This is a genomic window from Sulfitobacter sp. SK011 (assembly GCF_003352065.1).
Taxonomy (GTDB): Bacteria; Pseudomonadota; Alphaproteobacteria; order Rhodobacterales; family Rhodobacteraceae; genus Sulfitobacter.
Genome location: NZ_CP025803.1, coordinates 968,567 through 994,493, shown reverse-complemented (window position 1 = coordinate 994,493; position 25,927 = coordinate 968,567). Strand labels below are relative to the sequence as shown.

The 25,927-nt window shown below is 53.9% G+C and carries 19 protein-coding genes and 2 pseudogenes; 15 read left to right on the top strand and 6 right to left on the bottom strand.

Annotated elements, in window-relative coordinates; genetic code table 11:
• Positions 1-62 precede the first annotated feature (62 nt).
• A complete protein-coding gene (locus C1J02_RS04805) occupies positions 63-1,802 on the top strand; it encodes a CHASE2 domain-containing protein (RefSeq protein ID WP_254693206.1) in 1,740 nt (579 codons plus the stop codon).
• Positions 1,803-1,886: 84 nt separating this feature from the next.
• Here C1J02_RS04805 and C1J02_RS04800 read toward each other — a convergent pair.
• The 6 genes and pseudogenes from C1J02_RS04800 to C1J02_RS04775 form a co-directional block, all read right to left on the bottom strand.
• Positions 1,887-2,081 (bottom strand): annotated as a pseudogene (locus C1J02_RS04800) (transposase); the annotation flags it as partial.
• 51 nt (positions 2,082-2,132) lie between these two features.
• Complete coding sequence (locus C1J02_RS04795; RefSeq protein WP_114877568.1) at positions 2,133-2,354, bottom strand: hypothetical protein; 222 nt, start codon at positions 2,352-2,354, stop codon at positions 2,133-2,135.
• 2 nt (positions 2,355-2,356) lie between these two features.
• Positions 2,357-3,675: pseudogene (locus tag C1J02_RS04790) on the bottom strand (IS66 family transposase).
• A 60-nt stretch (positions 3,676-3,735) separates the two neighbouring features.
• Positions 3,736-4,086, bottom strand: coding sequence for an IS66 family insertion sequence element accessory protein TnpB (gene tnpB, locus C1J02_RS04785; RefSeq protein WP_114877567.1), 351 nt, complete (start codon positions 4,084-4,086; stop codon positions 3,736-3,738).
• Positions 4,083-4,490: a transposase gene (locus C1J02_RS04780; protein WP_114877566.1), complete on the bottom strand. Its 408-nt coding sequence runs from the start codon at positions 4,488-4,490 to the stop codon at positions 4,083-4,085. The genes tnpB and C1J02_RS04780 overlap by 4 nt, the downstream gene beginning before the upstream one ends.
• Positions 4,491-4,800: 310 nt before the next feature.
• Entirely contained in the window at positions 4,801-6,648 is a 1,848-nt protein-coding gene (locus tag C1J02_RS04775; RefSeq protein ID WP_114877565.1) for a caspase family protein, read from the bottom strand.
• A 361-nt stretch (positions 6,649-7,009) separates the two neighbouring features.
• Here C1J02_RS04775 and C1J02_RS04770 point away from each other — a divergent pair, with 361 nt between their 5' ends.
• From C1J02_RS04770 to C1J02_RS04710, 14 genes are all read left to right on the top strand, one after another.
• Positions 7,010-8,275, top strand: a complete 1,266-nt coding sequence (locus C1J02_RS04770; protein ID WP_114877564.1) for a ferric reductase-like transmembrane domain-containing protein — start codon at positions 7,010-7,012, stop codon at positions 8,273-8,275.
• A 9-nt stretch (positions 8,276-8,284) separates the two neighbouring features.
• The gene (locus C1J02_RS04765) at positions 8,285-11,740 is read left to right on the top strand and encodes a c-type cytochrome (RefSeq protein WP_114877563.1); all 3,456 of its coding nucleotides are present in this window, start codon (positions 8,285-8,287) and stop codon (positions 11,738-11,740) included.
• A 203-nt stretch (positions 11,741-11,943) separates the two neighbouring features.
• The gene (locus C1J02_RS04760) at positions 11,944-12,786 is read left to right on the top strand and encodes an OmpA family protein (RefSeq protein ID WP_205389861.1); all 843 of its coding nucleotides are present in this window, start codon (positions 11,944-11,946) and stop codon (positions 12,784-12,786) included.
• Positions 12,761-14,359, top strand: coding sequence for a caspase family protein (locus tag C1J02_RS04755; protein ID WP_254693268.1), 1,599 nt, complete (start codon positions 12,761-12,763; stop codon positions 14,357-14,359). Before C1J02_RS04760 ends, C1J02_RS04755 begins: the two co-directional genes overlap by 26 nt.
• A gap of 2 nt (positions 14,360-14,361) precedes the next feature.
• Complete coding sequence (locus C1J02_RS04750) at positions 14,362-15,996, top strand: caspase family protein (protein WP_114877560.1); 1,635 nt, start codon at positions 14,362-14,364, stop codon at positions 15,994-15,996.
• Between the two features lie 68 nt (positions 15,997-16,064).
• Entirely contained in the window at positions 16,065-17,690 is a 1,626-nt protein-coding gene (locus tag C1J02_RS04745; protein WP_114877559.1) for a caspase family protein, read from the top strand.
• A 371-nt stretch (positions 17,691-18,061) separates the two neighbouring features.
• Positions 18,062-19,930 (top strand): caspase family protein, encoded by a 1,869-nt coding sequence (locus C1J02_RS04740; protein WP_114877558.1) that lies wholly within the window; start codon positions 18,062-18,064, stop codon positions 19,928-19,930.
• Positions 19,931-20,295: 365 nt separating this feature from the next.
• The gene (locus C1J02_RS04735) at positions 20,296-20,880 is read left to right on the top strand and encodes a hypothetical protein (RefSeq protein ID WP_114877557.1); all 585 of its coding nucleotides are present in this window, start codon (positions 20,296-20,298) and stop codon (positions 20,878-20,880) included.
• Between the two features lie 97 nt (positions 20,881-20,977).
• Positions 20,978-21,154, top strand: coding sequence for a hypothetical protein (locus tag C1J02_RS20780; RefSeq protein ID WP_162798225.1), 177 nt, complete (start codon positions 20,978-20,980; stop codon positions 21,152-21,154).
• Positions 21,144-21,338 carry a helix-turn-helix domain-containing protein gene (locus C1J02_RS04730; RefSeq protein ID WP_114877556.1) on the top strand — a complete coding sequence of 65 codons (195 nt, stop codon included), beginning with the start codon at positions 21,144-21,146 and terminating at the stop codon, positions 21,336-21,338. Before C1J02_RS20780 ends, C1J02_RS04730 begins: the two co-directional genes overlap by 11 nt.
• Before the next feature lie 166 nt (positions 21,339-21,504).
• Entirely contained in the window at positions 21,505-22,098 is a 594-nt protein-coding gene (locus tag C1J02_RS04725; protein WP_114877555.1) for a hypothetical protein, read from the top strand.
• Positions 22,099-22,176: 78 nt separating this feature from the next.
• Positions 22,177-23,528, top strand: a protein-coding gene (locus tag C1J02_RS04720) for an IS3 family transposase (RefSeq protein WP_114877554.1) whose coding sequence is annotated in 2 segments (ribosomal slippage) — positions 22,177-22,513 and positions 22,513-23,528 — 1,353 coding nt in all. Because the reading frame shifts where the segments join, the coding sequence is not laid out codon by codon here.
• Between the two features lie 158 nt (positions 23,529-23,686).
• Positions 23,687-23,833 (top strand): hypothetical protein, encoded by a 147-nt coding sequence (locus tag C1J02_RS21120; protein ID WP_254693205.1) that lies wholly within the window; start codon positions 23,687-23,689, stop codon positions 23,831-23,833.
• Positions 23,833-25,908, top strand: coding sequence for an ATP-binding protein (locus C1J02_RS04710; RefSeq protein WP_205389859.1), 2,076 nt, complete (start codon positions 23,833-23,835; stop codon positions 25,906-25,908). The genes C1J02_RS21120 and C1J02_RS04710 overlap by 1 nt, the downstream gene beginning before the upstream one ends.
• The last annotated feature ends 19 nt before the right edge of the window (positions 25,909-25,927 follow it).

Here is a 25,927-nt window from a genome sequence, read left to right as displayed (position 1 = left end):
ACCGGCGGGCCTTGTTACTTGTTGCGCTTGCCTGCTCTGCACTTTGGGCTGCACTCCTGATAATGCCACATATCAACGGACGTGCAGGAATAATCGAAGGGCTGGAAAATAGGTCAATTGATCTGCGCTTTACATTGGTTGGGCCGCGCTCTGCCAGTTCAGACGTCGTCATCGTTGCGATCGACGATGATACCCTTGCCGCCGAGGCAAACAGGACGATGAGCGGGCGCAGCCTGTTGGGCGCGTTGATCCGCAACATTGGCGAAAGTGGTGCCCGTGCGCTCGCTGTTGATGTCCTATTGGTTGAACCCAGTGACGCGGACGAAGACGCGGCGCTTGCGAACTCCTTGGCGAGCACTCCCTCGGCCATTGCAGCAGCCGCACTTTTCGGCCCGGACGGCAAAGATCCCGCCAGTTTGATCTGGCCACAGCCCATTTTTCAAGATGTTGCAGGCGTTGGATTGGTCAACCTCTCGACAGACGCAAGCGGGACCCCGCGCTATATGCCATTGCTGATCAACATCGGTGGCGAACATCATCAATCGCTTGCCCTTCGCACGGCGCTGGCATTTACCGGAGAAAGGGCGGTCTTTGGTGAAACACAACTGACCTTGGGTGACAGACACATTCCGCTGGATCAGGGTTTTAACATGCCACTGCGGTTTTCCGGGCCGGAGGGGTCTGTTCAGACTGTCAGCGCGAAGGGAGTGCTGGCCGCACCTATGCCTAATGCGCTATCGGGAAAAGCTGTGGTGCTGGGCTATTCTGCCTCTGCAATGGGGGATCGTTTTTCGACACCGTTCGACAACAGCACTCCGGGCGTTGAGATCATCGCAACGGCCATCTCGCAATTGACAGGTGGCCCGACATTGCGACGCGATAAGCAGGTCAGAATTTGGGACGCGGCGCATGGGCTTGGTCTTACCCTGCTTTGCATTATTGCAATAGTGGTATGGCCTCTGTCACGCTCGCTACCGATCGCATTGGCGATGATCGGTCTTTCGATGATTGCACTCACTGCGGTTTTTTCGGCCGGGGTCTGGATGAGTGCGGCACTGCCGTTGATGACCACTATCCCACCCGTGTTGGTCGTGGGGGCAATGCGCTATACCCAAGAGCGGCAACAGGCCGACCGTTCAGAACGGGCAGTCGCATCGTTACGGCAGTTTCAGTCTCCCGCACTCGCGACAAAGATCGAGGCCGATGCCGAATATCTCACGACGCCGATTGAGCAGTTGCTGATCATCCTTTTTGTGGACCTCACGGGCTTTACCGGTCTGTCACAGAAGCTAGGAGAGGGCGGAACACGTAATCTGCTTCGGACTTTTCATCTGTTCGCTTCGGACACGATTGAGAAACGCGGCGGAAGCGTGCTCAACTACATGGGAGACGGTGCACTTGCGGTCTTCGGATTGGAAATGGATGCGTCGACGCACGCGGCGGACGATGCGTTGGCGGCTGCGTTTGAATTGGCTCGCTCTTTGTCGCAGCACGAAATTGAGGAACTGCCAGATGTATTTCTGGGCTGTCGCATTGGCCTGCATGCGGGGATTGCAACCCTCTCCCGGATGGGTGTGGAGAGCCATCAGCAAGTCACGGTTACTGGCGACAGTGTGAACCTTGCAAGTCGCCTGATGGAGGTAGCAAAGACAGAGAAGGCTGTGATTGTCGCCAGTGCTGATTTTGTCGAGGCGCTATCGGGCTCGGCCCATAACGACAAGGCCCGGCAAACCGAAGTGTCAATTCGGGGCCGCGATGGTCTTGTTCGGGTATTAGCTTGGACTCAGGACGTCATTACCTAACGCTCGATATGGTTGCGATTCATGGAGGGACGTTCTTCTCCTGTTTCGAAAACTCGCAGTAGTCTACGCGTGGGCGGAAACATGCGCCTCACGGCGCAGATCTTTGACCTCGTCAGTCGTCACAGCACGTGCTGTGTCACGTGCCAACCGCTTTTTTCCGACTGCCCTGAAGTCCTTTGACCATTTTTAATAAACGCCTTGGGAAATCCCTTCGCGGCGGCACAGCACAGAAATGCTGTCCTCACCACACAGGCCGACCAAGAAAATCCTGCTCTTCTCTCAGAGGAATACTGCTTGCGCCGTAAGCATCCGGCGTGGGCCGCGGCGAGGTCAGCGCGCACGCTCACGGTCCATTTTGATGAACTCTCGCAGGTTTTCGATACCGAACGAAGAGAATGCGATGACGCTGTCATCATTGGGGCCATAAACCCAAATCACGCCATCTTCGGGTTCCATATCAATGGCGAGATCAAAGATTCGATCGACGGTTTCTCCCAGCTCGGCAGCGACACGGTCGATGGTCTTGACGGAATGCACCTTGTTCAACTGCATGGTCACGCCGTCTTTGCGTGGGACAGGCCTTTCCAGTTCCAGGGCAGAAGTTCATGCACGCGCGAGACGGGCATATCGGGCAGCCGGGCGAGGACATCGGCCAGCCACGCCTCCGGGTCGATGTCGTTCATTTTAGCGGTGACGATGAGGGTATACATGACGGCGGCACGGTGGCGTCGATCCGTTTCACCGCCTCCAGTGCGACCGGCGAGGTCTGATGGGGGGGGGTTGCCCTTGCGCACGTTACCCGCGATGTCTGCCAGTTCGAAGAACTTCCGGCAGGCATGTGCCCAACACAGTGCACTGGTCACGGGCCCCGCATCACGGTCAGCGCAGTAAAGATCGTTGTATCCGCCATAGGCATCGGCTTGCAGCACACCCTGCCATCCGGTGAGATGCTGGTTGGGATTGGTTGCCGTACGATCACGGGAGAAGCGGAAGACCGCGGCCGGTGGTGCGCCACCATTCCAAGGGCGGTCATCACGCACATAGGTCCAGAGCCGAGCCTTCTTTGCACCGCCCCGCGCCAGAAGTGGCACGGTCGTGTCATCGCCATGCAGGCGGCCAGCGGCACGCACATGGTCCTCGATCAGGGCATGGATCGGCTGCAACGCGACAGTGGCGTGTCCGATCAGGTCTGCCAGGGTCGACAGGCTCAGCTCGACACCTTCACGGGCGAAGCGTTCTGCCTGCCGGTTCAACGGCTGGTGCTGACCATATTTCTCGAAGACGAGCATGGCGATCAGGCTGGGCCCGGCCCATCCACGCGGGATCGCATGGAACGGGGCTGGCGGCTGGCTGATCTTCTCGCAGGCTCGGCAGGTGAACTTCTCGCGCACGGTCTGGATCACCTTCCACTGCCGCGGGATCACCTCCAGCGTCTCGGTGATGTCTTCGCCCATCTTCACGATCCGATCCGAACCACAGCAAGAGCAGGTGTCAGGAGCCTCGACGACGACCCGCTCGCGCGGCAGGTGATCGGGGAACGGCTTGCGCACAGGATGGCGGCGCGTGAAGGCGCGCACCGTGCTGGCTTTCTCGGCCGCCTGTTCTGCGGCCAAGGCATCTTCGGTTGCCGCCGCTTCCAACTCCTCAAGCTGCAATTCCAGTTGATCGATCAGCCGGGCGCGCCGTTCGGACGAGATGCCGTATTTGTCGCGGCGCAGTTTGGCAATCTCGAGCTTGAGCTCCTGGATCATCGCTTCCGAGCAGGAGATGACCGCACGGGTTGTGCCAATTAGCTTTCCGCAGCCTCTGCGCGGGCCTCTGCCGCGGCCAGGGCCGTGCGTAATCTGGTGAGTTCGGAAGTGGCATTCGACATGGTTGATATTTACCAGCCGGGGCCACAAAATACCAACAAAAACAAGCCGTTTGGCGTAAATCATCCAGCCTTTGCAGGGCGTTGTGTCCAGCGTGGATTGCGCCAATCAATGCCCTCCAGAAGATAACCCAACTGCGCTGCCGAGACCTGAACCGCTTCGCCCGACCGGCTCACGGGCCAGATGAACTTGCCCGCTTCCAGGCGTTTCAGATAAAGCGACATGCCTACGCCATCATGCCACAGGATCTTGACCAGATCTCCCTTGCGGCCCCGGAAGCAAAATATCTCCCCGGCATGCGGATCGCGTCCGAGCCCTTCTTGCACCTGCAGCGCCAGTGTGTTCATGCCCCGCCGCATATCGGTGACGCCTCCGGCAATCCACACCTTCGCACCCGCCGGAAACGCGATCATTGCCGGTCCACCACCAACAGAAGTCGGGCAAGCGCTTCTGTATCTACGCCCACCGGCACGATGAGCCGACGCCCATTCGGCAGGGCGATCTCAACCTGACAGTCCGGAGACAGACAGGGATCAACCGGATTTTCCTGCGGCGCTGAAACTCCCTTCGTTACGGTCACCGGTGCGAACGATACCGCCGGACAAGCGCCAAGCTCACCGTTTCGATACTGCCGACGCCAAGTTGTCAGCAGCGAACGGCAAATGCCATGCCGCCGCGCCGTGGCTGCCGCTTGTCGGTGGCCGACAAGGCTCTCCTCCACAATGCGCAGCTTATCATCATCTGACCAATACCGGCGGCGATCAACATCGGCAGCGGAAAGAACTTCAATTTGAGGGCGCTTGATAAAGTCAGACATAACGTCGGACTTACCATCGGATCGTAGCAGAGATCAGACGGCCGCCGCCGAAGGCTTACCTTGCGCCCCTCTCATCGATACTTCGTTTCGACTGCCGCCACCCAAAAAAATCTATGTGGAGCGTATCACCGGACATAGCGATACGGTCCGACGGCAGCAACGGGAGCGACGCTTCGATAAGTTCATAGATGTCGGTTGAGGGTTCACCAAAAAACTGGACTTAGTCAGGGAACAGGTCAGCAATCTGATGGTTCATTACGTCTGTGATTTCAGCGGCAAACTGAAACTTGTGCTTATCCTTCTGATATAGCTACTGTAGCGCGCCTTCGAGGATGAATGACCGACCAATGCCTGAGCCATCAAACCACTGCGCTGCTACTGCATTTCTCAGATCGGTTCGTCCTCTTTTTTCATATTGGAACTGAGCGTATTGCTTCTTTTTCGTACCATGGTTCTTGTTGGGTTTGGAAGGTAACCAGTTTGTATATTTAACCGGTTCTCCACTGTACCAACGCCATCCAAAAACCGCGTCGCTTTCACCCGGGTCTTTACGCAAACCGAAATAAGGACCGGACTTATAGCTGATCTTGGATTTACTATCGTATCCCACATCTACGAAGGAAGGATCAGAACTAAACATCTTCACCACAAATCTGTTCTCTGCGTCAGATGTTATGGTGGCAAGATCAACACCACATTTTTCAGCTTCGGCACGTGCTAATTGGACGTGACCTGACTGTATCAGAGCCACGTAGAAACTGCCCCGAAATACACCATAAATACTTTTCCGGAGGCCCAAACATCCCAGAACCGCGATAATTTCTGGATACTCGCCCAACATCGCTAACCTTTCAGGGTACTGCCGATCAGCGAACGGGCTGCTTATAAAATCAGCGTTCGAATACTTTTTCCAGTCCAAACCTATACTTACGACGACACCGGGGTCCACAAAGCCGGTTTCGGGCAGGCCTTTTTCTAACTGGACGGCCCTGATGCCAGCGCGGGTCTTCGATCCGAAAGCGCCATCCGGTATCCCAACATCAAAGCCAGTTTCATTCAATGCAGCCTGAATTTCCTTTCGTGAATTGGGGTCTGGCGTTATCAAATCTTCCAGTACGCTGTTTCCTTTTTCTTTTGCGGCCCACTTTGGCGTCATCTCGTACATGCGCGTCACAACTTCTGGCTCTGTGATGGCCTGCGGACCATATTTTGCAGCATAAAGCGACCAACCCCGCAACGTATTGATTTCCATCGCTGCGGCCATCACATCTGCTCGCGATAATGGCACAGGTGCAATAGCCTGAGTAGCGCGCATGGTTTGTTGAGTAGTAGGAGCGACCATGGCAACTTTCTCTATTTTGGGAACCAGGTAAATGTCTTCCCCTGGCAGCGAGCCGTATGTGAAAGGTTCCTGAAATCCATCTGTCAAATCATAAACACGGTCCCTGATGCGGCGAAACATCTTCCCGAGCTCCAATCCCGGTTGTTCGATATGCTCAAGCAGCGCTTTGGCGTATGGACTGTTTCTTCCATCGCCGTCCTCGGCCAGGGTGCCGCCGCGCGCTGCGTATCCTACCACGACGCCGCCCGGTTCGATTGCCGCAAGGCCACGGCCTATAGATCGCGTCGTCGATACGCGTTTCATTTGAGCTACAAATGGATTGTTGCGACACGCATCTACAAGGACGATTTTGAGGCCTGGTGTATCTGCGATCGCGTTAACTATTGCATCAAGGCGGATGGCTTCAAATTCTACGTCTCTGTCGCTTTTGAGGGTCGCATTAACTGGTATCAGATAATTCGTATTCTCGATCTCAATCCCGTGACCAGCGAAGTAAATCATTACAACATCTGCATCTGCTGCGGCTTCAGTAAAATCGCGGACTGCAAGACGCATCCCGTTATAGTCAAGGTTCTTACCAGTTGTGACTTGGAAACCTATACGTTCAAGGGAATTTGAAATATCCTCAGCATCGTTGGCCGGATTGATTAAGCTGGTTACATGTTGGTACTTAGAGTTGCCGATGACAAGGGCCACTCGCTTGTTTTCATCTGCGCTGACAACCCCTGCAACCATCAGGCAAAGAGCCAAACCTCCAAATGAAATCAATTGGTAAAAAGTTGCTTTCCACAATTTCGTTTGAGTAATTGTCACCATCTGTTCCTTGGGCTCTGCTTGCGGGTTTCACAACTTCTACGACAAATTCAGACATAACGAAAAAGCCAAACCTTCAAACCTCGTACCTGTTTGTATCCATACTTTACCTCACAAACCGAATTCAGAAAAGGGTGGCGAGTAAATGAGCCAAAGACCTTGGGTATCAAGCGCTAGAGGCACCTAAGTCATAGGATAGATGGCAGGATCTATGCCGCGGTGATCGGATTTGAAACCTAGAATTTGGTCTTAAGAACGAAACTTGCTATTTGTTCTCAGTAGGATAACATACGATGAATGATAATTTCGTTTTTTGAATATTCCGACCCCGTTTTTAAAGGATATAACATAGGAACCGCCGTTTATGGCAATGTCTACTTTGATCTTATTAAGCGGGGTTTTGGTTCCAAGTCTCTTAGTTGTCATCAGCGCGGGTAGTGCCAATTTGCAAAGCGTATTGGCGTTATGTGCGGGGGCCTCGACGTTTTCATTGATGGCAATCAATCTGTTCTTGGCGACCCGACCGCGCCTAGTGGAACATGCCCTTGGCGGGCTTGATCGTCTTTATGTGGCGCACAAATGGATCGGTATATCTTTATTGCCCTTGGTATTATTCCATAAATTTGTGGGGATGGACCTAAAAGGCGAAATCGTCGCGTCGGGCCTTGCAAAAACCGCCGTGGACATCGCAAAAATTGCATTTATGGCGTTGGTCGCTCTCATATTGGTAAGTGCAATCAAGCGTGTGCCAAAAATGCGGCGCGATTTGATACCCTATCATATCTGGCGCATCGGGCATCGGGGGATGGGTGTAGTTTTTATCGCATTGGCGTTGCATCAGTTGTTTGTGAAAGTGCCATTTGACGCCAATGCGTCGATTTCACAGTACCTTAATCTGATGGCGGGTGTTGGTATTCTTTCATTTCTTTACACGCAATTCCTTGCGCCTTTCCGGCCGCGCCGCTTTATCGTTTCAAATGTTGAGACCCACCCCGCTGCCACGATAATTGACGCGACCCCTAAGGGACGCGGATTTACCAAACTTCAACCCGGCGGCTTTGGCATCATATCTTTCGCCAAAAAGGGTCTGCGCGAACCGCATCCCTTTACGACTTCGCGCATCGGTGAAGATGGCAGTATTCAGTTTTCGATACGGGCACTGGGCGACTACACCGCCCGTGTTCGCAATGGCGTGTCTGTAGGTGATCGCATGTCTATTGAAGCGGGCTATGGTAGGTTCGACTATCGGCGTGGCGAAGACACGCAAGTTTGGCTTGCTGGCGGCATAGGCATTACACCGTTTCTGACGTTTGCCGACAGCTTAAATCAAGATAACAAACGCAAGATCATCCTCGTTTATTGTGTTGGTAAAACAGAAGAAGCCGTGGGGGTGGACCGTCTGCGTGCCGCTGCTGCGCGCAGCAATGGGTTTGACTTGCACCTGCATGTTAGTAAGACTGATGGGCGTATGGACGCGCAAAAGCTTGTCGACATTGTTCCCTTTGAATTTGCCGAGGCAGGATTTTGGTTTTGTGGCCCTGCAACCATGCGAGATGCAATACTCAAGGGTTTAAAGTCAATGGCGAAGATGCCTAAGTCTGTTCATTTTGAAGAATTCGAATTTAGATAGGATGCGTGCATGCTCCAGAAATTATTCTTTATTGCCATAGTGGCGGCTGGTATCTGTGGTCCGGCACAGATAACCGCAAATGAATTGTTTGATCAGTCGGCCTTTGCAGATTATCAAGCGGATCCCGAAAATGGCGCACGGATGTTTGCCGCGGGCGGGTGCGCAACCTGTCACGCGGTCGATGGTGGCGATGATATTCTGGCAGGCGGAGAGGCTATTTCAACAAAGTTCGGCGAGCTTTTCCCACCTAACATCACCGCCGACGAAACGTACGGTATCGGCAAGTGGTCGAATGCCGATTTTCTAAATGCGATGATCAAGGGAGTGTCGCCTCAGGGCCGTACCTACTTTGGTGCGGTGTTTCCATTCCCATCCTATGCCCGCATGAAACCCGAGGATGTTTTGGACCTGCGCGCGCATTTGGCAAGCCTTCCAGCCGCCGACAGCCCATCTAAGGACCATAATATAAGCTACTTAAGTCAAACAATTCTTGATTTCTGGACAAGCGCACGCCCCGAGATTACGGATTTGCCTGATGCACAAATGCAAAGAGGTCAGTATTTGGTCGAAGCGGTTGGTCATTGCGCGGAGTGCCATACGCCGCGCGATACTAGCCTTGGCTTTAAATACGAACTGGACGCCGCGCGCGCCTATCAGGGAGAGATAGGGCTGCTTGGTGACTTTGCACCTGATATTTCCGCCGAGCGGCTCAGTGTTTTTGGTGCGGAGGCATTTGTCGTAGGCGCGATGAGCGAAGGACGCAAATTAAACGGCAATCCAATGGTTGCCAAGTCTATGCGCAGAATTGCCCGCCTGACCTCCACCTTGCCAATGTCGGATCGTGCCGCGATGTATGCGTATTTGACAGGAACACCGGTGGATATTTCCCAATTCCCTGACATAGCTCCGGTGGAACTCGCGCAGCTTGAAAGCACAACGATTACTGATGCACAGCCCTCGGGTGATCTTGTTGACCTGACAAAAGCGAAAACACTGATGTCGCGTGTAGATGCCTATTGTGAGGCGCAGAACCCGACCGTTTCGGCGACGACCTCCGAGCCTCAGCAAAGCAGCCCAAGCGGGGCTGATGCGGCCCTAACGGCGCAAGCGGATCAAGTGATCGAGACCCATTGTCGGTCGTGCCACGCCCCCGGGAAAACCTATGGCGCTGTGTTTCCGACGGGTGAACTGGCCGATATGCCATTTGATAAACGGATCTTGGTACCGGGAAATCCGGATGCATCGCCCTTGTATGAATCAATTGCGTCAAACCGCATGCCCAAGGGCAAACAGATGACTGTGCAAGAGGTCGAGGCCCTTAGAAACTGGATAACTGCTCTTGGTGCCGCGGCCCCTGCACCGGCACCCGTCACCACGACACCTGTGGTAGTGAAAGACGTGCCAATGCCACTTTTTGCTGGTGGCACTCGGGCGGAACGCATGCTCGCAATCGTTACCGATATTTCAGCGATCAATGAACGAGATCAGCAATTCTATCGATATTTCAGCTTTGCGAACACGCCGCTCGCGGTGGTTGATTGCAGTCAGACCGGCGCGCTGCGCAATCCGATGTTCTACCTGCATGCGGCATTTAACAAGTATGTGAATTCAGTGTCGACAGGCGCACGGGTGGTCCCGGTGACGCCGCTTGACGGGACAGAAGGCTCAATCGTGCGGATTGATATGCGTGATTACGGCTGGACCCATGACATGTGGAATGCGGTAGCAACCGGTGTCTTTACTGAAACGGCCCGCGCGTCCGGCTTCTCGCCGGCAGCATGGGCCGATTTGGCAAAAATCTACCCCTACGGAATCGACCCCGCGACCGATCCATTGCTGGGTGCCGTGGCGGATGCAACGGGCACGCCGGTTCCTATTATGCGCGCGGATTGGTTGACCCATTTTGGATCGGAAGCACCCTATTACGATATGTTCCTTGGCCTCACGGCGCAGATCAAAGATCTAGAAACACGCATCGGTATTGATGTAGACCGCGAAATCCAAGCGCGCCGCGTCGTCCGCGCAGCGATGTTGCCGGGTGCGTCTGGCGTGTCGGATCACAACCGAATGCTGGAACGCTTTGATCTGCAGCGCGGCGGCTATTACTGGAAATCCTATGATTTTGCCGGTGACGAAGGCCGGCAGTCGCTAACCTTATATCCCGATGGACCAGAGGGAATGTCACACACCGCATCCGGTACCGAAGCCTTTGAACATGACGGCGGCGAAATGATATTTTCGCTGCCGAATGGGTTGCAGGGATACTATCTTTCAACGAACAAAGGCGACCGTCTTTTGGTTGGTCCTGCGTCGATTGTGTCGTTTCGCAACAAACAAATCGGCAAAGGGGTCGAGATTGAAAATGCGCGATCCTGTTTCGATTGTCACGCCAACGGCATGATCGCCAAACGTGACCAGATGCGGGATGTATTGATGACATCGCAACGCCATTCACGGGATCAACTGGACGTTCTGTTAGAAATGTACGTGGACAATGAAACACTAAGCGGCATCTACAGATCAGACAGCGACGCCTTCTTGATAGCATTGTCGAAACTAAACGCGACCGATAGATCCCCAACTGGGCGACTGACAAGCCTCGCGGCACCTGCGAGCGTGGGGGGTGGTGAAATTTTCACCTATCTGGCGGATCAGCATTTCAACGCCATTGATCTGGCAGGCCTTGCGCGCGAATTTCATCTTGACGTAGACACATTGCTGGCGCGCGCCGGAAGTTTGGGCGACCCGCAATTGACAGTGGTGCTGGCCGATTGGATCGCGCGGATGAACGGGGGTGCCAAGGTACACCGTTCAGAGGTGGATACCTATTTTGCCGAAATGTTACCGCGCCTAACCGACCTGCGCCCCTATCGCTATGCAGATGGCTACGTCGTCTCATCCACTTCGGCGGGTGGCTATGAAGCCAAAGTTGAAAAGGCGGTGACAGACGCGTTTGCCAAATCTCAAGCGCCATATAGTCCCGCTGAAACCACACCGCTGACCTATGATCCAGCACCGCAACTCCCGATGGACCGTTTGACGCTCGCACTGTCGGTTCCAAAAACGGATGTCTATGTAAATGATCTGCTCGAATTTGATGTCAAGGCGAACAAGCGCTGTGAGTTGCAGATATTGTACGTAGAAGAAGGTAAGAATATCGAAGAATTGCCCCAGTCGATTTTGGGGCCGAATTTCCTCGAACCCGGTGAGGTCCGGCGTATTCCGTATCAAGGGTCGGGTCTTCAAATCCGGTTTGACACGCCCGGAACAGGTGAAACGATGTTGGCGCTTTGCCGCGAAGGTGGGTTAGGGACCCACCGGATGAAGGAAGGCGAAGCTCTTGATTATGCCCGCGAACGGTCGCTGCCATTTACGCGCGGCATATCAATCGAAGCGGCAAGTTTGGTGGCCGAAGACAACGGTGCAAGTGCGACCAACCATGTGACTTTCAACGTGATGAAATAGGGGCGATAGACATGAACAAGCTGTCTTGTTTCCTTACTTTTTCAGCTTTGACTTTGATGGCAGCTGGTGCCGCTGCGGCAAGCTGTGATGACGCCCTAGCGCAGTTGCGCAGCGCAATTAGTAGCGACAGTACACCCGGGCTTTTAAGCGCTTTCGATATGGTCCGTAGTGCGGGGTGCTCGGAAGAAACCAATCGTATAACAATGGGACAAGTGTCGGCAGCCTTGGCAACCCAAGCGCAGGCACGCGTCGCGGCGGGCGACCTTACAGGCGCTGAAGAAGCGCTGACCCACGCACCATCTCTGCACTGGGCGGTTCAGGCGATCCGCGGCGATATTGCCGCCAAACGGGGCGCGCGTGGTGAAGCGGCGCAAATGTATAATGCAGCCCTGGATACGATCACCGACCCAGCACTGACTCCACCAAACAGCCGCCTTGTGCCAGTGGCGGATCGCATTGCGCGCTTGGCGCAAGAGAACATGATGCTGTCGGGCAATCTTTCGGCCTCGGTGACCCGGGGCGGACAGGCCTCTGGTGTGTTAAAGTCTGCAATGCGCGGCATTCGGATTGAAAAGGCAGCCACCGTCCAAGCGCAAACCGAGGGGAAACAGGAGAACGAGTATCAATCCACAACCGACCTTTATGCCGGCGCGCCAAAAGAAAATTACGTGGTCGCTGACGCAGTGGCCGCCGCTGTCAACGCGGTCTATCTGCCCGTCAGGTTTGCCTCGGGTTCGGCGGAAATGGACGCCGACGGTCTGCGCGAAGCTGAAACGCTTGCCAATTTCCTTTTAAAAAATGCGTTGCACAAGCTCACGGTTGTTGGACACACTGACGACGTTGGCTCAGACGCGTTTAACCTTGATCTCTCGCTGCGGCGTGCCAAAACCGTCAGACACTTCTTACAGGCCAAAGGGGTACATGCTGAAATCTATGTAGAAGGTAAAGGCGAACGCGAACCGCCCGCTCTGGTAGACTACGCAGTCTATTCAGAAGAGGAACGTCGCAAAATTGCCCGACGTGTTGAACTTGTCCTTCACGAGTAAATCAAAATTCTCTGTCGCTTTGGCGTTGGCATCATACCTTTGTGCCGCGCCAGCGATTGCTGCGCAGTTTGGCATGGTTGTCGGGGTTGATGACTACCGGCATTTTGACCCGTTCCCGGCTCCGGTTGGTGAATTGTCCGACCTCGAAGGAGCCGTCAACGATGCGACGCGCATTGCGGCTTCCATGCGCAATGCTGGTATCGACCTGACCGATAATCGGCTTTTGACAAACGGTGCGGCGACTGTCGAAAACTTTTTGGCCGGGTGGCAAGATATGATATCCAAAGCCCGCCCCGGTGACACAATTATCGTCAGTTTTTCAGGCCATGGTGGGCAGGAAAAAGAGGTGTCAGAACCATTCGACGAAAACACAGACGGGTTAGATGAAACGATAATGTTTCACGAGTTTGACCCAGATAACGCGCGCATTGGCCGCTTGAACGACGATCAGCTGCGCGCTCTGTTGGCTGCTGCGGCACCATTTAATGTAATCTGGGTGATGGACAGTTGCCATTCGGCGGGGCTCACGAGAAATGTGAATACGGCCCGGATGGGTCTGACCCGAAGCGGCGGCGTCTGGGATATTCCACTGGACCCGATTGAAGGTGAAATAACGGCGGCGGATGGCGATGATAATACGGATGAATTGCCAAATGTAACACAGATATTGGCCACCGCATCAGAGGACCGCCTGGTGACCGAAACCCGGTTTGAGGGCAAGGCACACGGGGCATTGTCTTGGTTTTTCGCGCAGGCTTTGGACGGTGCCGCTGACCTCGACAACAATGGCAGCGTGACACGAGCAGAATTATCCGGCTTTCTTGAAGACCGCGTGTTTGCCCACATGAACCAAACTCAGCAACCACGCATTCTGCCGCGTGGCGATAACAAGCAAGCGTTCTTGGTAGCGGACCTCCTGTCCATGCCGACACAGTCGCAAACTCCCAAGGCTCAATCTGTGCCAGTCCATTTCATCGGTGATCGCCCCCCCGGTTTGGTGGCGGGAAGTTTTAGCGAGGTCAACACCAACGCGCTATTGACGTTTGAGCAATCGGGCGACACTTGGATCGTTCTGAACCATACCGGCGACCGAATCACAACGTTGCGCGATGGGGCCGACGTGATGGTGGCACGTGCCGCCGCTTTGGCACAGATTACCCGTTCAAAGCGGGACGGTATCGCCCCTGTCCGCATTAGAACCGCGCAAGACAGCACAAGCCACCGAATCGGCGAAACTGTCGGATTTAATTTTGCCCCGCCCCGCCCAAACATGGGATATTTGACATTGTTCAATCTGGCCTCAAACGGGTCTGTTCAATTCCTTTATCCACTGAGTGAAAGCGACAATTTGGCCATGGATTCAGACGGCTTTCCCATCAGATTTCAGGTCGCCCTACCGGTTGGTGAGGACCAACTTGTGGCGATCTTCTGTACGCGCCCCCCGCTTGACCTACAAAAACTGCTGCAATCACTGAACAATCAGACTGTGCCCAGCGATGACCGTTTGTCCGTGGCGCTTCATCAGGGCGACTGCCAAACTGGTCTGACGGGCCTATTTACCAGCGAGAATTGAAAATGTTGCGCGCGTTGATCATCCTGATGTCAATGACTTTTGCCTCCTCAGCACTTGCCGAACGGCGGGTCGCTTTGGTCATAGGGAATTCCGATTATCAACATGCAGCGCGCCTGCCAAACCCGCAAAATGATGCGCGTGCGATTGGCGATAAGTTAAGCCAGATTGGCTTTGAAGTGTTCTTGCACGAAAACTTAGGCGGTCAGCAATTTCGCGTTGCTTTGGGCGCATTTTCCGAAGAGGCGCTCCGCGCAGATTTGGCGGTTGTGTTTTATGCGGGTCACGGGATCGAAATGGGCGGGCAAAATTACCTGATCCCCATCGACGCTATGATGACAAGCGAGGCAACCGCCCAGTTTGAAGCGGTGTCGTTGAACGGCGTCCTAACAACGGTGCGCAACGCGGGCAAATTGGGTCTAGTGATGCTTGACGCCTGCCGCGATAATCCGTTCGCCAACACGATAGAGCGGAAAAACGGCACCCGTGCAATATCTCGCGGCCTTGCGCCGATCTCGCTTGAGGGGGAGGCAGGCACGCTGGTCAGTTTTGCAGCGCAAGCAGGCGACACCGCTGATGACGGGGACGGCATGCACAGCCCCTATACAGAGGCGTTACTGGAGCTATTGGCAGAGCCCGGCTTAGAAGTTGGTGCGCTGTTTCAAAGGGTCACGAAAGTTGTAAAAGACAAAACCGAGGGGCGGCAAAAGCCAATGTATCGCATCCAACCGCCCGAGGATCTTGTGTATTTGGTGCCTCAAGGCGTCGCAGTCCCTGCGGTGGCTGCGCCAGAGGCTCCGGCGACTTACCAAGAAGACGCTTTTGTGGCCTATTTGGACGCAGTGCAAAGTCAAAAAACTGCGCCGCTCAGAGACTTTATTGCGCGCTATCCAGCCCATGCCAATGCGCCCGATGCACGACGTTTGTTGCTCAGCATTGCTGATCGGGAATTCTGGGAGACAACCAAGGAACAAAATACTGTTAACGCTTACAATTCCTATATAGCGGCTTTTTCAAACGGTCAGTTCACGAACGAGGCCAAGTCGCGCAAAAGGGCAATTGAGATCGCAGCGGCACCCAAACAAAAACCCGCACCCGCTCCGTCAATTGTGCGGCCTAGTTTTGATTGCGCGCGTGCGTCCACGGTTACGGAAAATGCGATATGCAGCTCTGATCTATTGGCAAACTTGGATGTTGCTTTAAGCAATGCGTTCAAGATGGCGCGCACACGAGCGGTCGTGACCGGCGCGCAGCAAAGACACTGGATAACGCTGCGCGATACCGTTTGCCACGGTATGGTGTCTGATCTCTCTGGTTGTCTGATTGACGTGATGGGCGAACGTACCAATTCACTATCCTCGGCAAACGGCCACAATACCCATAGCCCGAGTTTCCAATGCGCCCGCGCCGGAACCGCCGTGGAGCGAGAAATTTGTAAATTTGGTCCTTTGTCTTATCAGGATGGTGCACTTTCAGCGGCTTACAATTGGGCGCAGTCACGTAACCGGGTTGACGCTGCGGGCCAATCTAATTGGATTGGAAACCGCGAACTGGAATGCAGTCGATTGGGGGGTGATGCGCTATCACTTTGCGTTGCGCGAATGACGGCGGCGCGTATCCAGTTTTTAAACGCGCTATAGATTAAACGCGCTATAGAAATGTGTGAGGGAAATGTCATTGCGACGTTTTTGTCTATAAGGATTGAATAATGTTTCGCGCCTTAATCGTCTTAATTCTTCTATCTATCGGCTCACCATCCCTTGCCGAACGGCGCGTGGCTTTGGTGGTTGGAAATTCCGATTACCAGCATGCAACGCAACTTGCGAACCCAAAGAACGATGCGCGCGCGATTGCCACCAAGTTGGAAAGCCTTGGGTTTGAGGTATTTTTGCATGAAAATCTTGGCGGGCAGAGTTTTCGCGTCGCCCTTGGTGGCTTTGCGGAACAAGCATTACGGTCTGATTTGGCTGTTGTCTTTTATGCGGGTCACGGGATCGAAATGGGCGGACGTAATTATTTAATCCCAGTCGACGCAAGAATGGCAAGCGAAGCAACCGCTCAGTTTGAAGCTGTGTCCTTGGACAGCATCCTAACCACGGTGCGCAACGCGGGCAAGTTGGGCCTCTTGATGCTTGATGCCTGTCGCGACAATCCTTTCGCCAACACTATGGAGCGTACAAACAGCAGCCGTTCTGTGTCGCGTGGCCTCGCGCCAATCTCACTCGACGGCGAAGCGGGTACGCTAGTCAGCTTCGCCGCTCAAGCAGGAGATACCGCCGATGATGGTGACGGTATGCATAGCCCTTATACAGAGGCTCTGTTGGGGCTTCTTGCCGAGCCAGGTCTTGAGGTTGGCGCGTTATTTCAAAAGGTAACGAAAGTCGTGAAAGACAAAACTGATGGGCGTCAAAAGCCAATGTATCGCATCCAGCCGCCTGAGGATCTCGTTTATTTGGTACCTAAAGGAACAGTTATTCCCGAGGTCGCGTTGCCGTCGTCAGAAATGGCTGCGGCACCTCAAGAGAACCCTTTGGTTGTGTATCTAAACGCCGTACAAAGTGGACAGCGCGCCCAACTTGAGGACTTTATTGCGCGCTATCCAAACCATGCCCGTACCCCAGATGCAAACCGGCTTTTGGTTTCTATCGCTGACCGAGAGTTCTGGGAAACGACGAAAGTGCAAAATACAATCAGCGCCTACACAACATATCTGATGGCATTTTCCAACGGTCATTTCGTGGCAGAGGCCAAAGCACGTAAGCAGGCTTTAGAAGTTGCAGCAGTACCCAAACCTAAGCCAGCACCAACACCAAGCCCGACCTCACAAAACAATGTCATTCGGACATCTTGTCCGGCGCTGAATGGCGGCTATTTCGTGCAGAGCATCCGAACGGACGACACTCTTTTCGTGCGCTCGGGGGCAGGTACGAACTTCCCGGTGGTTGGCGAATTGCCTTTTAATGCCAATGGCGTCCAATTGGAGGCTTGCTCTTCGTCAGGTTGGTGCGCGGTCACATACGGATGCATCAGCGGCTACTCCTTTGCTAAATACCTGCACAGCGGCACGGCCGGTCAGCCGGAATCGCCATATGCGGGGGCCTATCATGTAGTTGATCATCCGATGAATCAAAAGCTGAATGTGCGCGCAGGTCCCGGTACAAAATATGATGTCGTCGCCGAGTTGCCACCTCAGGCAACAGGTGTCAATGTCTCGGATTGCCAAGTGAAAGAGGGCTTTTCAATGCGGTGGTGTAGCGTGCAGTGGCAAGGTATTTCTGGTTGGGCGTATGGAAGATATCTCGCCGATGCATGGGGGCGAAAACCCCGCCCTTAATTTCACGGGGGATTTGTCAACATCGGTGCAGCGCTTGTACAGCAAGTTATCGACATTGCTGTGCGAAAGCTGGAAAAGAATATACAATATGGCCGCCAGACGAGTGATATCTGGGCTTATCTTGATGAATCGAAATGGGGGTTTTTAGTCATGCTCGGATGCTTTGGAATCGCGCTGCCCGCTTCAAAACGGCTTTGTCAGACAACGCCAGGTTGGATCATGTCTTAACGCTACAAATCTGACCAGTCCGTCTTAAGAAGGTTTCGTCTAACAGTGCCCAAACGCTCGCTATCTTGCAAGGATTCACCATCTAAATTAGAAAACCTGTGTTATTCTGCGGTGAAAAAGAACGTCAGGAGGTGTGCGGAGCGATGCAAATTCAAAAGCGTCTAAACCGTTTCCAAGCTATATTTGTTTTGGTGGTTTTTGTTTCTCCCTTGTTCAGCTATGCGGCAGCACAGGAAAAACGCGTGGCGCTTGTCATTGGTAATTCTACTTACGAGCATGTCTCGAATCTGCCCAACCCGAAGAATGATGCAAATGATATAGGCGTAGCACTTGGCAGGATCGGTTTCAGCGTTACCACACATCTTGACCTTGATTATCGGTCGATGCGGTTGGCCATAAGGGATTTTGCTGAAGAGGCTTCAGATGCGGATATGGCCTTTGTCTATTTTGCAGGCCATGGAATTGAGATCGACGGGGCAAACTACCTTATCCCAGTCAATGCCGAACTGGGTAGCGACCGCGATGTTGAGTTTGAAGCAATCCGTTTGGACACTGTGCTAAGTTCCGTCACTGGTGTCCAAGGCGTGAAAGTCATTCTTGTTGACGCCTGCCGCAACAATCCATTCCTCTCTGACATGGTGCAAACATCCGCTAAAAGATCTGTTGGACGTGGTCTAGGCAGAATTGACCCCGGTGGTGTGCTCGTCGGTTATGCTGCGCGCAGTGGTACATTGGCCATGGACGGAGAAGGCCGCAACAGTCCCTACGCAAAGGCACTTCTGCAGCATATCGAGGAGCCGGGGCTGGAGTTGGGAAAGCTTTTCCGCAGAGTCCGCGACACTGTTTTTGAACTCACCGAAGGATATCAGGAGCCTTTCACATATGGCTCGCTTCCCGGTAAGGATATTTTTCTAAAGCCACCTGTACAGCTTGCTGCAGCCAGCAATGATACGGCAGCGGCGGCATCACTAAAGGTCTTGCAAAAAATGGCCGAAGACTTCGCAAAAGCTAGCGACGGCAACACTATCTCGGCATGGAACCGGTTCCTAAGCCAATACTCTGACCAATCCGAGAACAGTATCTACAAAATCGCTTTGGCCAGACGCGACGCTGTGCGGGTGCCTGTAGCACAACCAAAACCGGAAGCAGAACCCACTTCAAAATCTGCCGCTGCCGCGGTGCCCGTTGCCAAACCACCACCACTTCTGCAAAATGTGGAAGAGGTTGCGCTGGATGTAACCCGCAGCGTGGCGCGCAAAATTCAATTGGCGTTGAATGTAAGAGGGTTCAATGCGGGTACCACTGACGGAATTCTGGGTAAGAAATCTCAACAGGCTATCGAGGATTTCAAATCTAAATCTGGCCTGCCCGAAACCGACTTGATCACTACAGAAACTCTTACCGCATTGCGCATTGATCCGTCACGAGAGCTTGTTGACCGTAAGACATTTATTTCCGGCAAACGCGCAAAACGGTATTCACCGGCAGAGGGGTCGGGTCTCAATGACGACCCAAGACTGCAAAAGATTGTTGAAAACTTGGGGTCGTCAGAGATTATTTATGGCTACTTCGAAAATCGTCTGTATGTCGCGACGAAGGCATCAATTGGCGGTACCTGGGAAAGTAATGCGAGGAACGCACTTCGGTTGGGTGGGCACCTGGTCACGATTACCAGCGAGGCTGAAAACGACTTTGTCTACGAAATGATACGGCACGAAGAGAAGTTTTGGAAAATCTACTCAGACCGTAAGGGCGCGCAAGGCCCGGCAATTGGACTTTTCCAACCGAAAGATGCTCCCGAGCCAAGAGGCGGATGGCGATGGGTTACAGGTGAGCCGCTCACATACACGAATTGGGGCCGATCCGAACCAAACGACCACCAAGGACGCGAAGATCATGCTTTCTATGCCAGCTCGACCAGAGGCAACAGGAGAATGACTGCGCTGGAGACATCTAGTTCATGGAATGACGCCAGCGGATTTGGCAGTGCCATTGTGATGGAATTTCCGTAGAGACGCTAATGGCTTAATGAAAGATATGACGTGTGCGCTCAGAGTTGGTCTTATCACGCTTACGTTCCGGTCACTCAACTCATTTAGGCAGCCTTTCGGTCGAAGGCCAAGGGGCTTTTGCCACCTAAAGATGAATGACGCCGTCGTGGATTATGGCCACAGTCGAACAACAACTCCACGAGATAGAAATTGGTGAGGCGGTTGACCAAGATCGTATCAATGATACTTCGAGATTTCTATCACGTAAGAATCTCGCAAATCGATGAATTGTAGACATGCCACTTCGCACTCAGGCGCTGGCACCAAACAACACAATTACATGCTACAGCTTGCACTTGGTCAATCAATTTTCTTAAGCTGTAAGGATGAGCCCTCTTCATCCGTTCGACGACAAATACTGGAACTTGGCCCAGGCTTGCGCTTGGGTTGAGTACCGAGAGAAGCAGTTGGTGAACGATTTCAGTGTGGCTGATCGGAACGCCTATATGGCGCTCGGAATGTATCCGTCGATGTGGCCCAAGGGACGTAAACGGCTCGGCTCTGTTGAGGAATTGAGACGCGCGTTGGAGCAGGGTCTCATAAAGTCATCCGGATACCGTCGCCATACACCGGAGAGCCTAGAAGAGATCCCCGCGGCCGAGTGGACCGACCTTGTGATACGGCCTCCTCTTGTCGGCTTTTCAGGCCAGCCTAGCAATCAACCTTGGAGTGCGGTGCGGGTACTTAGCGCTGACATGAAGAAGCTTTGGCACGATATCGGCGAGGTTAGTCTGCGGACTAAGTTCGACTGGGCAGAGATTAAAACGATATACGAAGCGATAGTCGATCGTCAGCCTACAATGAGCATGAACAAAAAAATTGAAGACCTGCAGATAGAATGCGCAGAGCGCTTCAACAAAGAGCCCCCGAGCCGCAGCACAATCCAAAACAAAATCAAGACCTGGCCGTAACCGGCCAACTGGCTGATCCGCTTGGCTGGCCAATCACTGGCTGACTGGCCACCCTGGCTGCTGACTAATTGTCCTCAATACAGGACAGGAGTGGCCGATGCGCCGGAACGTTTCACATCAAGAAAGCACGGATCGCGCAGATGAAACGCTGCGCGCATTGGTGCGGATGTTGGCCCGTGCCGCTGCCCGTGAGGCCTTGGCGGCCACTCCCCAAACGGAAGACCAGGCGCATGGCCCTTCTCTTCCAGGCGAAGGGAAAGATCATGGCAAGTAAGTCCAAACATATGGCTGAACCGATGCTCGACATCACTGATGTCGCGGAGACCTGTCGTGTCTCAGAGAAGACAGTACGCCGCTGGATTAAAGCCGGCGATCTGCCCGCCGCACGCCTTGGAAATCAATTGCGCATCTTACCGCGCGACCTCAGAACCTTCGTTCTGGACCGGATGTGCCGGTGACCAGCGCTGTCCACTCATGTCCATTATTTTCAATGGGTTACGCGGGTGTCGGGATACCGTTCCCGCACAATCAGCACCTGATTATTATGCTACGCTTTCCCGAATATACCCTGGTGTCCACCCGTGGCCACCCGAGGTCAGCCCTTTACATGAGGAGTGCCACCCGATGACCGAAGAGAAGCCGCAAAAGTCTAATGTCAGCCCGTTTATTTCGGCCGAAACGCGCATGCTAGATAGTGTGATCACAGAGCTCTCGGACATGGAAGATCTGCCTCCGACAAAGCGCAGGGATCTGAAGTCGGCGCTCAATTCTCTGGCACGCATGATCGGTCGCTCGCCTGCTGAAATCCCGGCAAACATCAACTGGATTTGTATTCGGGTGCGCAAGATTGTCCCGGCACAGCACAACATCACCAAGAAGCGCCTGGCCAACATTAAGAGTGATGCCTTGAAGGCGCTTGAACTGACCGGCTGCTCCCGCAAACGCTCGGACTGGCTTGCCCCGGTCAGCCAGGATTGGTCGGACCTGCTCGGTCGGATCGAGTACAAGCATGATCTTTGGAAACTGACCCAGTTGGCGCAATTCTGCTCGGCACTGTCGGTGGAGCCGCAACAGGTAACGGATCAACATCCCCTGGACCTGCTTAAGACCCTGATCGAGGAGAGCTTCGTCACCCGGCCTGAGCATGTGGTTGCCAATGCCATCAAGACTTGGAACCGGTTGAAGGATCAGATCTCCGATTGGCCTGAGGTTGTCTGACGTCAGCACCCGCGGGACAGATTTGAGGGTTTGAATAAGGGAGGATTTCTGGTTCATCTTATCGATTAGGAGATCGAGATGACGAAGAAAGCCCAGACGTCCAAAGACGCTGCCGACAAGGTAGTTAAGAACATCCGCCGTAAGACCCGGCAGACATATTCAGCTGAAGAGAAGATCCGCATTGTATTGGCAGGCTTGCGCGGCGAGGAAAGCATCTCGGTGCTGTGTCGCCGCGAAGGTATCGCTGAGAGCCTTTATTACAGCTGGTCGAAGGAATTTCTCGAAGCTGGCAAGCGCCGGTTATCTGGCGACACGGCACGGCAGGCCACATCGCCTGAGGTAAAGGATTTGCGTTCTGAGTCCTTGGCCCTGAAAGAATGCGTTGCCGATCTGACCCTTGAGAACCGTCTGCTCAAAAAAAGCATGACAGGGGCTGGGGAGTTCGAGGAATGAGATACCCTGCGTCTGAGAAACTGGAGATCATCCGCACCGTTGAGGGATCGCATCTGCCAGTCAAGCAGACCCTCGACATGCTGGGCATCCCACGCACGACATTCTATCGATGGTACGATCTCTATGTCGACGGCGGCCTGGATGGACTGGCTGACAGATCTCCACGCCCAAGATCGGTCTGGAACCGCATCCCGGATGCCCGCCGTGGCGACCTGATTGAGTTTGCGCTGGAACATGAAGAGCTGACCACCCGGGAACTGGCCGTCAAATACACGGATGAGAAGCGGTATTTTATATCTGAATCGTCAGCTTATCGCATTCTCAAAGCTGCTGATCTCATCACCGCACCGGATTACGTGGTGATCAAAGCGGCCGATGAGTTCAAAGATAAGACAACGGCCATCAACGAGATGTGGCAGACCGACTTCACCTACTTCAAGATCATTGGCTGGGGTTGGTATTATCTCAGCACGATCCTGGACGATTACAGCCGCTACATCATCGCCTGGAAGCTCTGCACAAATATGCGGGCCGAAGATGTGACAGACACGATTGAACTGGCTCTGACAGCATCAGGCTGCGACCAGGCTGTTGTGCGGCACAAGCCACGTCTGCTTAGCGACAACGGCTCATGCTACATCTCAGGCGATCTGACCAAGTGGTTGGAGGATCAAAAAATGACGCATGTCCGCGGCGCGCCATTCCACCCGCAGACCCAAGGCAAGATCGAACGCTGGCACCAGACCATGAAGAACAGGGTTCTGCTGGAGAACTACTACCTACCCGGTGATCTCGAACGCCAAATCGGGGCCTTCGTCGAATACTACAACAACCAGCGTTACCACGAGAGCCTGAACAACGTCACACCCGCAGACGTCTACTTCGGTCGCGACAAAGCCATTCTCAGGGAAAGGAAGAAGATCAAGAAACAGACAATCCAACAACGTCGCTTGCAACATCAAAAACAAGCAGCATAATCAATCACACAAACGAGCCAGAGCCTCCAATGCTCAAGCCGCTCTGATGTTCCATTTTATATGAAGACGGACACAAAACCAAACTGGTGGATCGCCGTCCAGCGGATGCCAAAAACGATGCGCGCGATTAGAAGTTCGAGCTGCGTGTCGAACATCTGATGGATGGGCGGATTGATCGTTTCCTCTGCGCAACGCCCTCAAAATCCAAGATATATGAAGAAAACCTTTTGGCGGTGATGGCGCAAATGAAAACCTGGCTGGATGACAATGCCGAGACCGGCACGCGCACAGTCGTGGAAATCTGATGGCAGGTTCAAACTCGGATAACTTCAATGGGTTAATCCTGTCCTTCTTTATTATCTCCGGCATCCTCGCCCTGGCGGCTTTCCTTACGCCGGTTCTGCTGGTCGGCATTCCGGCCTATGTTTTCTATCGGCTCTACAAAGAAAGCCCACGACGTCTGGAGCGTCTGGCCCGCGAGGAAACGGAAATTCTCTACAACCACGCGCTGAGCGGACAGGTGCGCCTGAGCGACGCTGAGATCGATGCCGCCCTGTCGCATCACTGGCCGCCAGACACGCCAGAGGCTCTCAAGATCCAATTGCTGGAGATCGGGCGCGCCTTGCTCAATGACGAAGGTTTGAGTCCAGAAATCCCACCAATGCCTGCACTCTGCAACACCGTTGAGGGCGCGCGGTATCGCGACATGCTGGCGCGATCCGGGCAGGCCCGCAGCGACCGGGTCATGGTTTTGACTGCACTAGATGTCATCTCGGACAGCCTGGGCACCATTGCACAGGCCGTGCCGCCGATTGAGGGCGACGTGCTGGTCGATGTGACCCAGTTTGTGCACCCACTGGGGCAGGCGGTACAGAATGTCATCGCACCGTTTTTTGCTGACACTGACTACAACCACTTCAAGCGCTTACGGGACCGGATTGACGCTAATCTCAGTCGGACCAATCGCACCCAGCCGATCTTCCCGAGCGACTATAAGGGCGATGATGTTGTGGAGACCTATCTGGCAGGCACTCATTTGAAAGAATTGTTCCGACTCAGAACCCCATTTGAGATCCCGGAAAACAGCCGGTTTGAACACATGCACATTGTGGCTGGATCGGGTCACGGCAAAACCCAGACCCTGCAATACTTCCTGGCGAACGATCTGGAAGATGTGGTGCGGGGTGACAAATCGGTCGTGGTGATCGACAGCCAGGGCGATCTGATCAATACAATCCTGAAGGCGAAAACCCTGCCACCCGAACGGATTGTTCTGATTGATCCAGAAGACATCGCCTTTCCGGTCAGCCTCAACCTGTTCTCCGTTGGCCAGGGTCGCCTTGAAAACTACAACGCCCTCGAACGTGAGCGGCTGACCAATTCCATCATTGAGCTTTATGACTTTGTTCTGGGATCGCTGCTGTCAGCGGGCATGACCGCCAAGCAATCCGTGGTCTTTCGCTATGTTACGCGCCTGATGTTTCATATTCCTGACGCGACGATCCACACCTTACGCGAGCTGATGGAACCCGGCGGCACGGAAAAGTACCGCGATCACATTGCCAAGCTGGAAGGCACGCCGCGCCGATTCTTTGAAACCGAGTTCGACAGCAAGGAATTCACCAACACCAAAACGCAAGTGCTGCGGCGTCTCTATGGCGTGCTGGAAAATCAGACCTTCGAGCGGATGTTTACCAACCCGCAGTCGAAGTTCGACATGTTCACTGAATTGAACGCAGGCAAGCTGATCCTGATCAACACCTCAAAATCACTATTAAAAGAACAGGGCACCGAGATCTTCGGCCGCTTCTTCATTGCTCTGATCACTCAGGCCGCCCAAGAGCGTGCCACGCTGCCCGCGCGCGATCGCCTGCCTGCCATAATCTACATCGATGAGGCGCATGATTACTTCGACCAGAACATTGGCATCATCCTCAGTCAGGCGCGCAAATACCGCGTCGGGATGATCATGGCGCACCAGTATCTGGGCCAGCTCAGCAACGGGCTGCAAGAAGCATTTGAAGCCAACACGTCAATCAAACTCGCCGGAGGTGTCTCAGCCCGTGATGCGCGCGCCTTGGCGGGGCAAATGTCGTGTGATGCCGATCTGATCCAGCGCCAGCCCAAGGGCACTTTTGCCACCTTTGTGCGGGGATTAACCGACCGCGCCGTGCCCATCAGCGTTCCATTCTTTGTTATGGAAAATCGGGAGCGCGCCACAAAAGACGAGATTGATGCAATTCGGGAACACAGTCGCAACGCCTATGCGGAACCATGGCAGAACAAGGCTGAAGACAGCAGAACATCGGATGAGACGCGGCCGAATCCATCCGAAGAAAACGAACCCGACGATCCCGCGAATCCTTCGCCAGAGCTTTGAGCCAGCCTAGTCTGGAGCA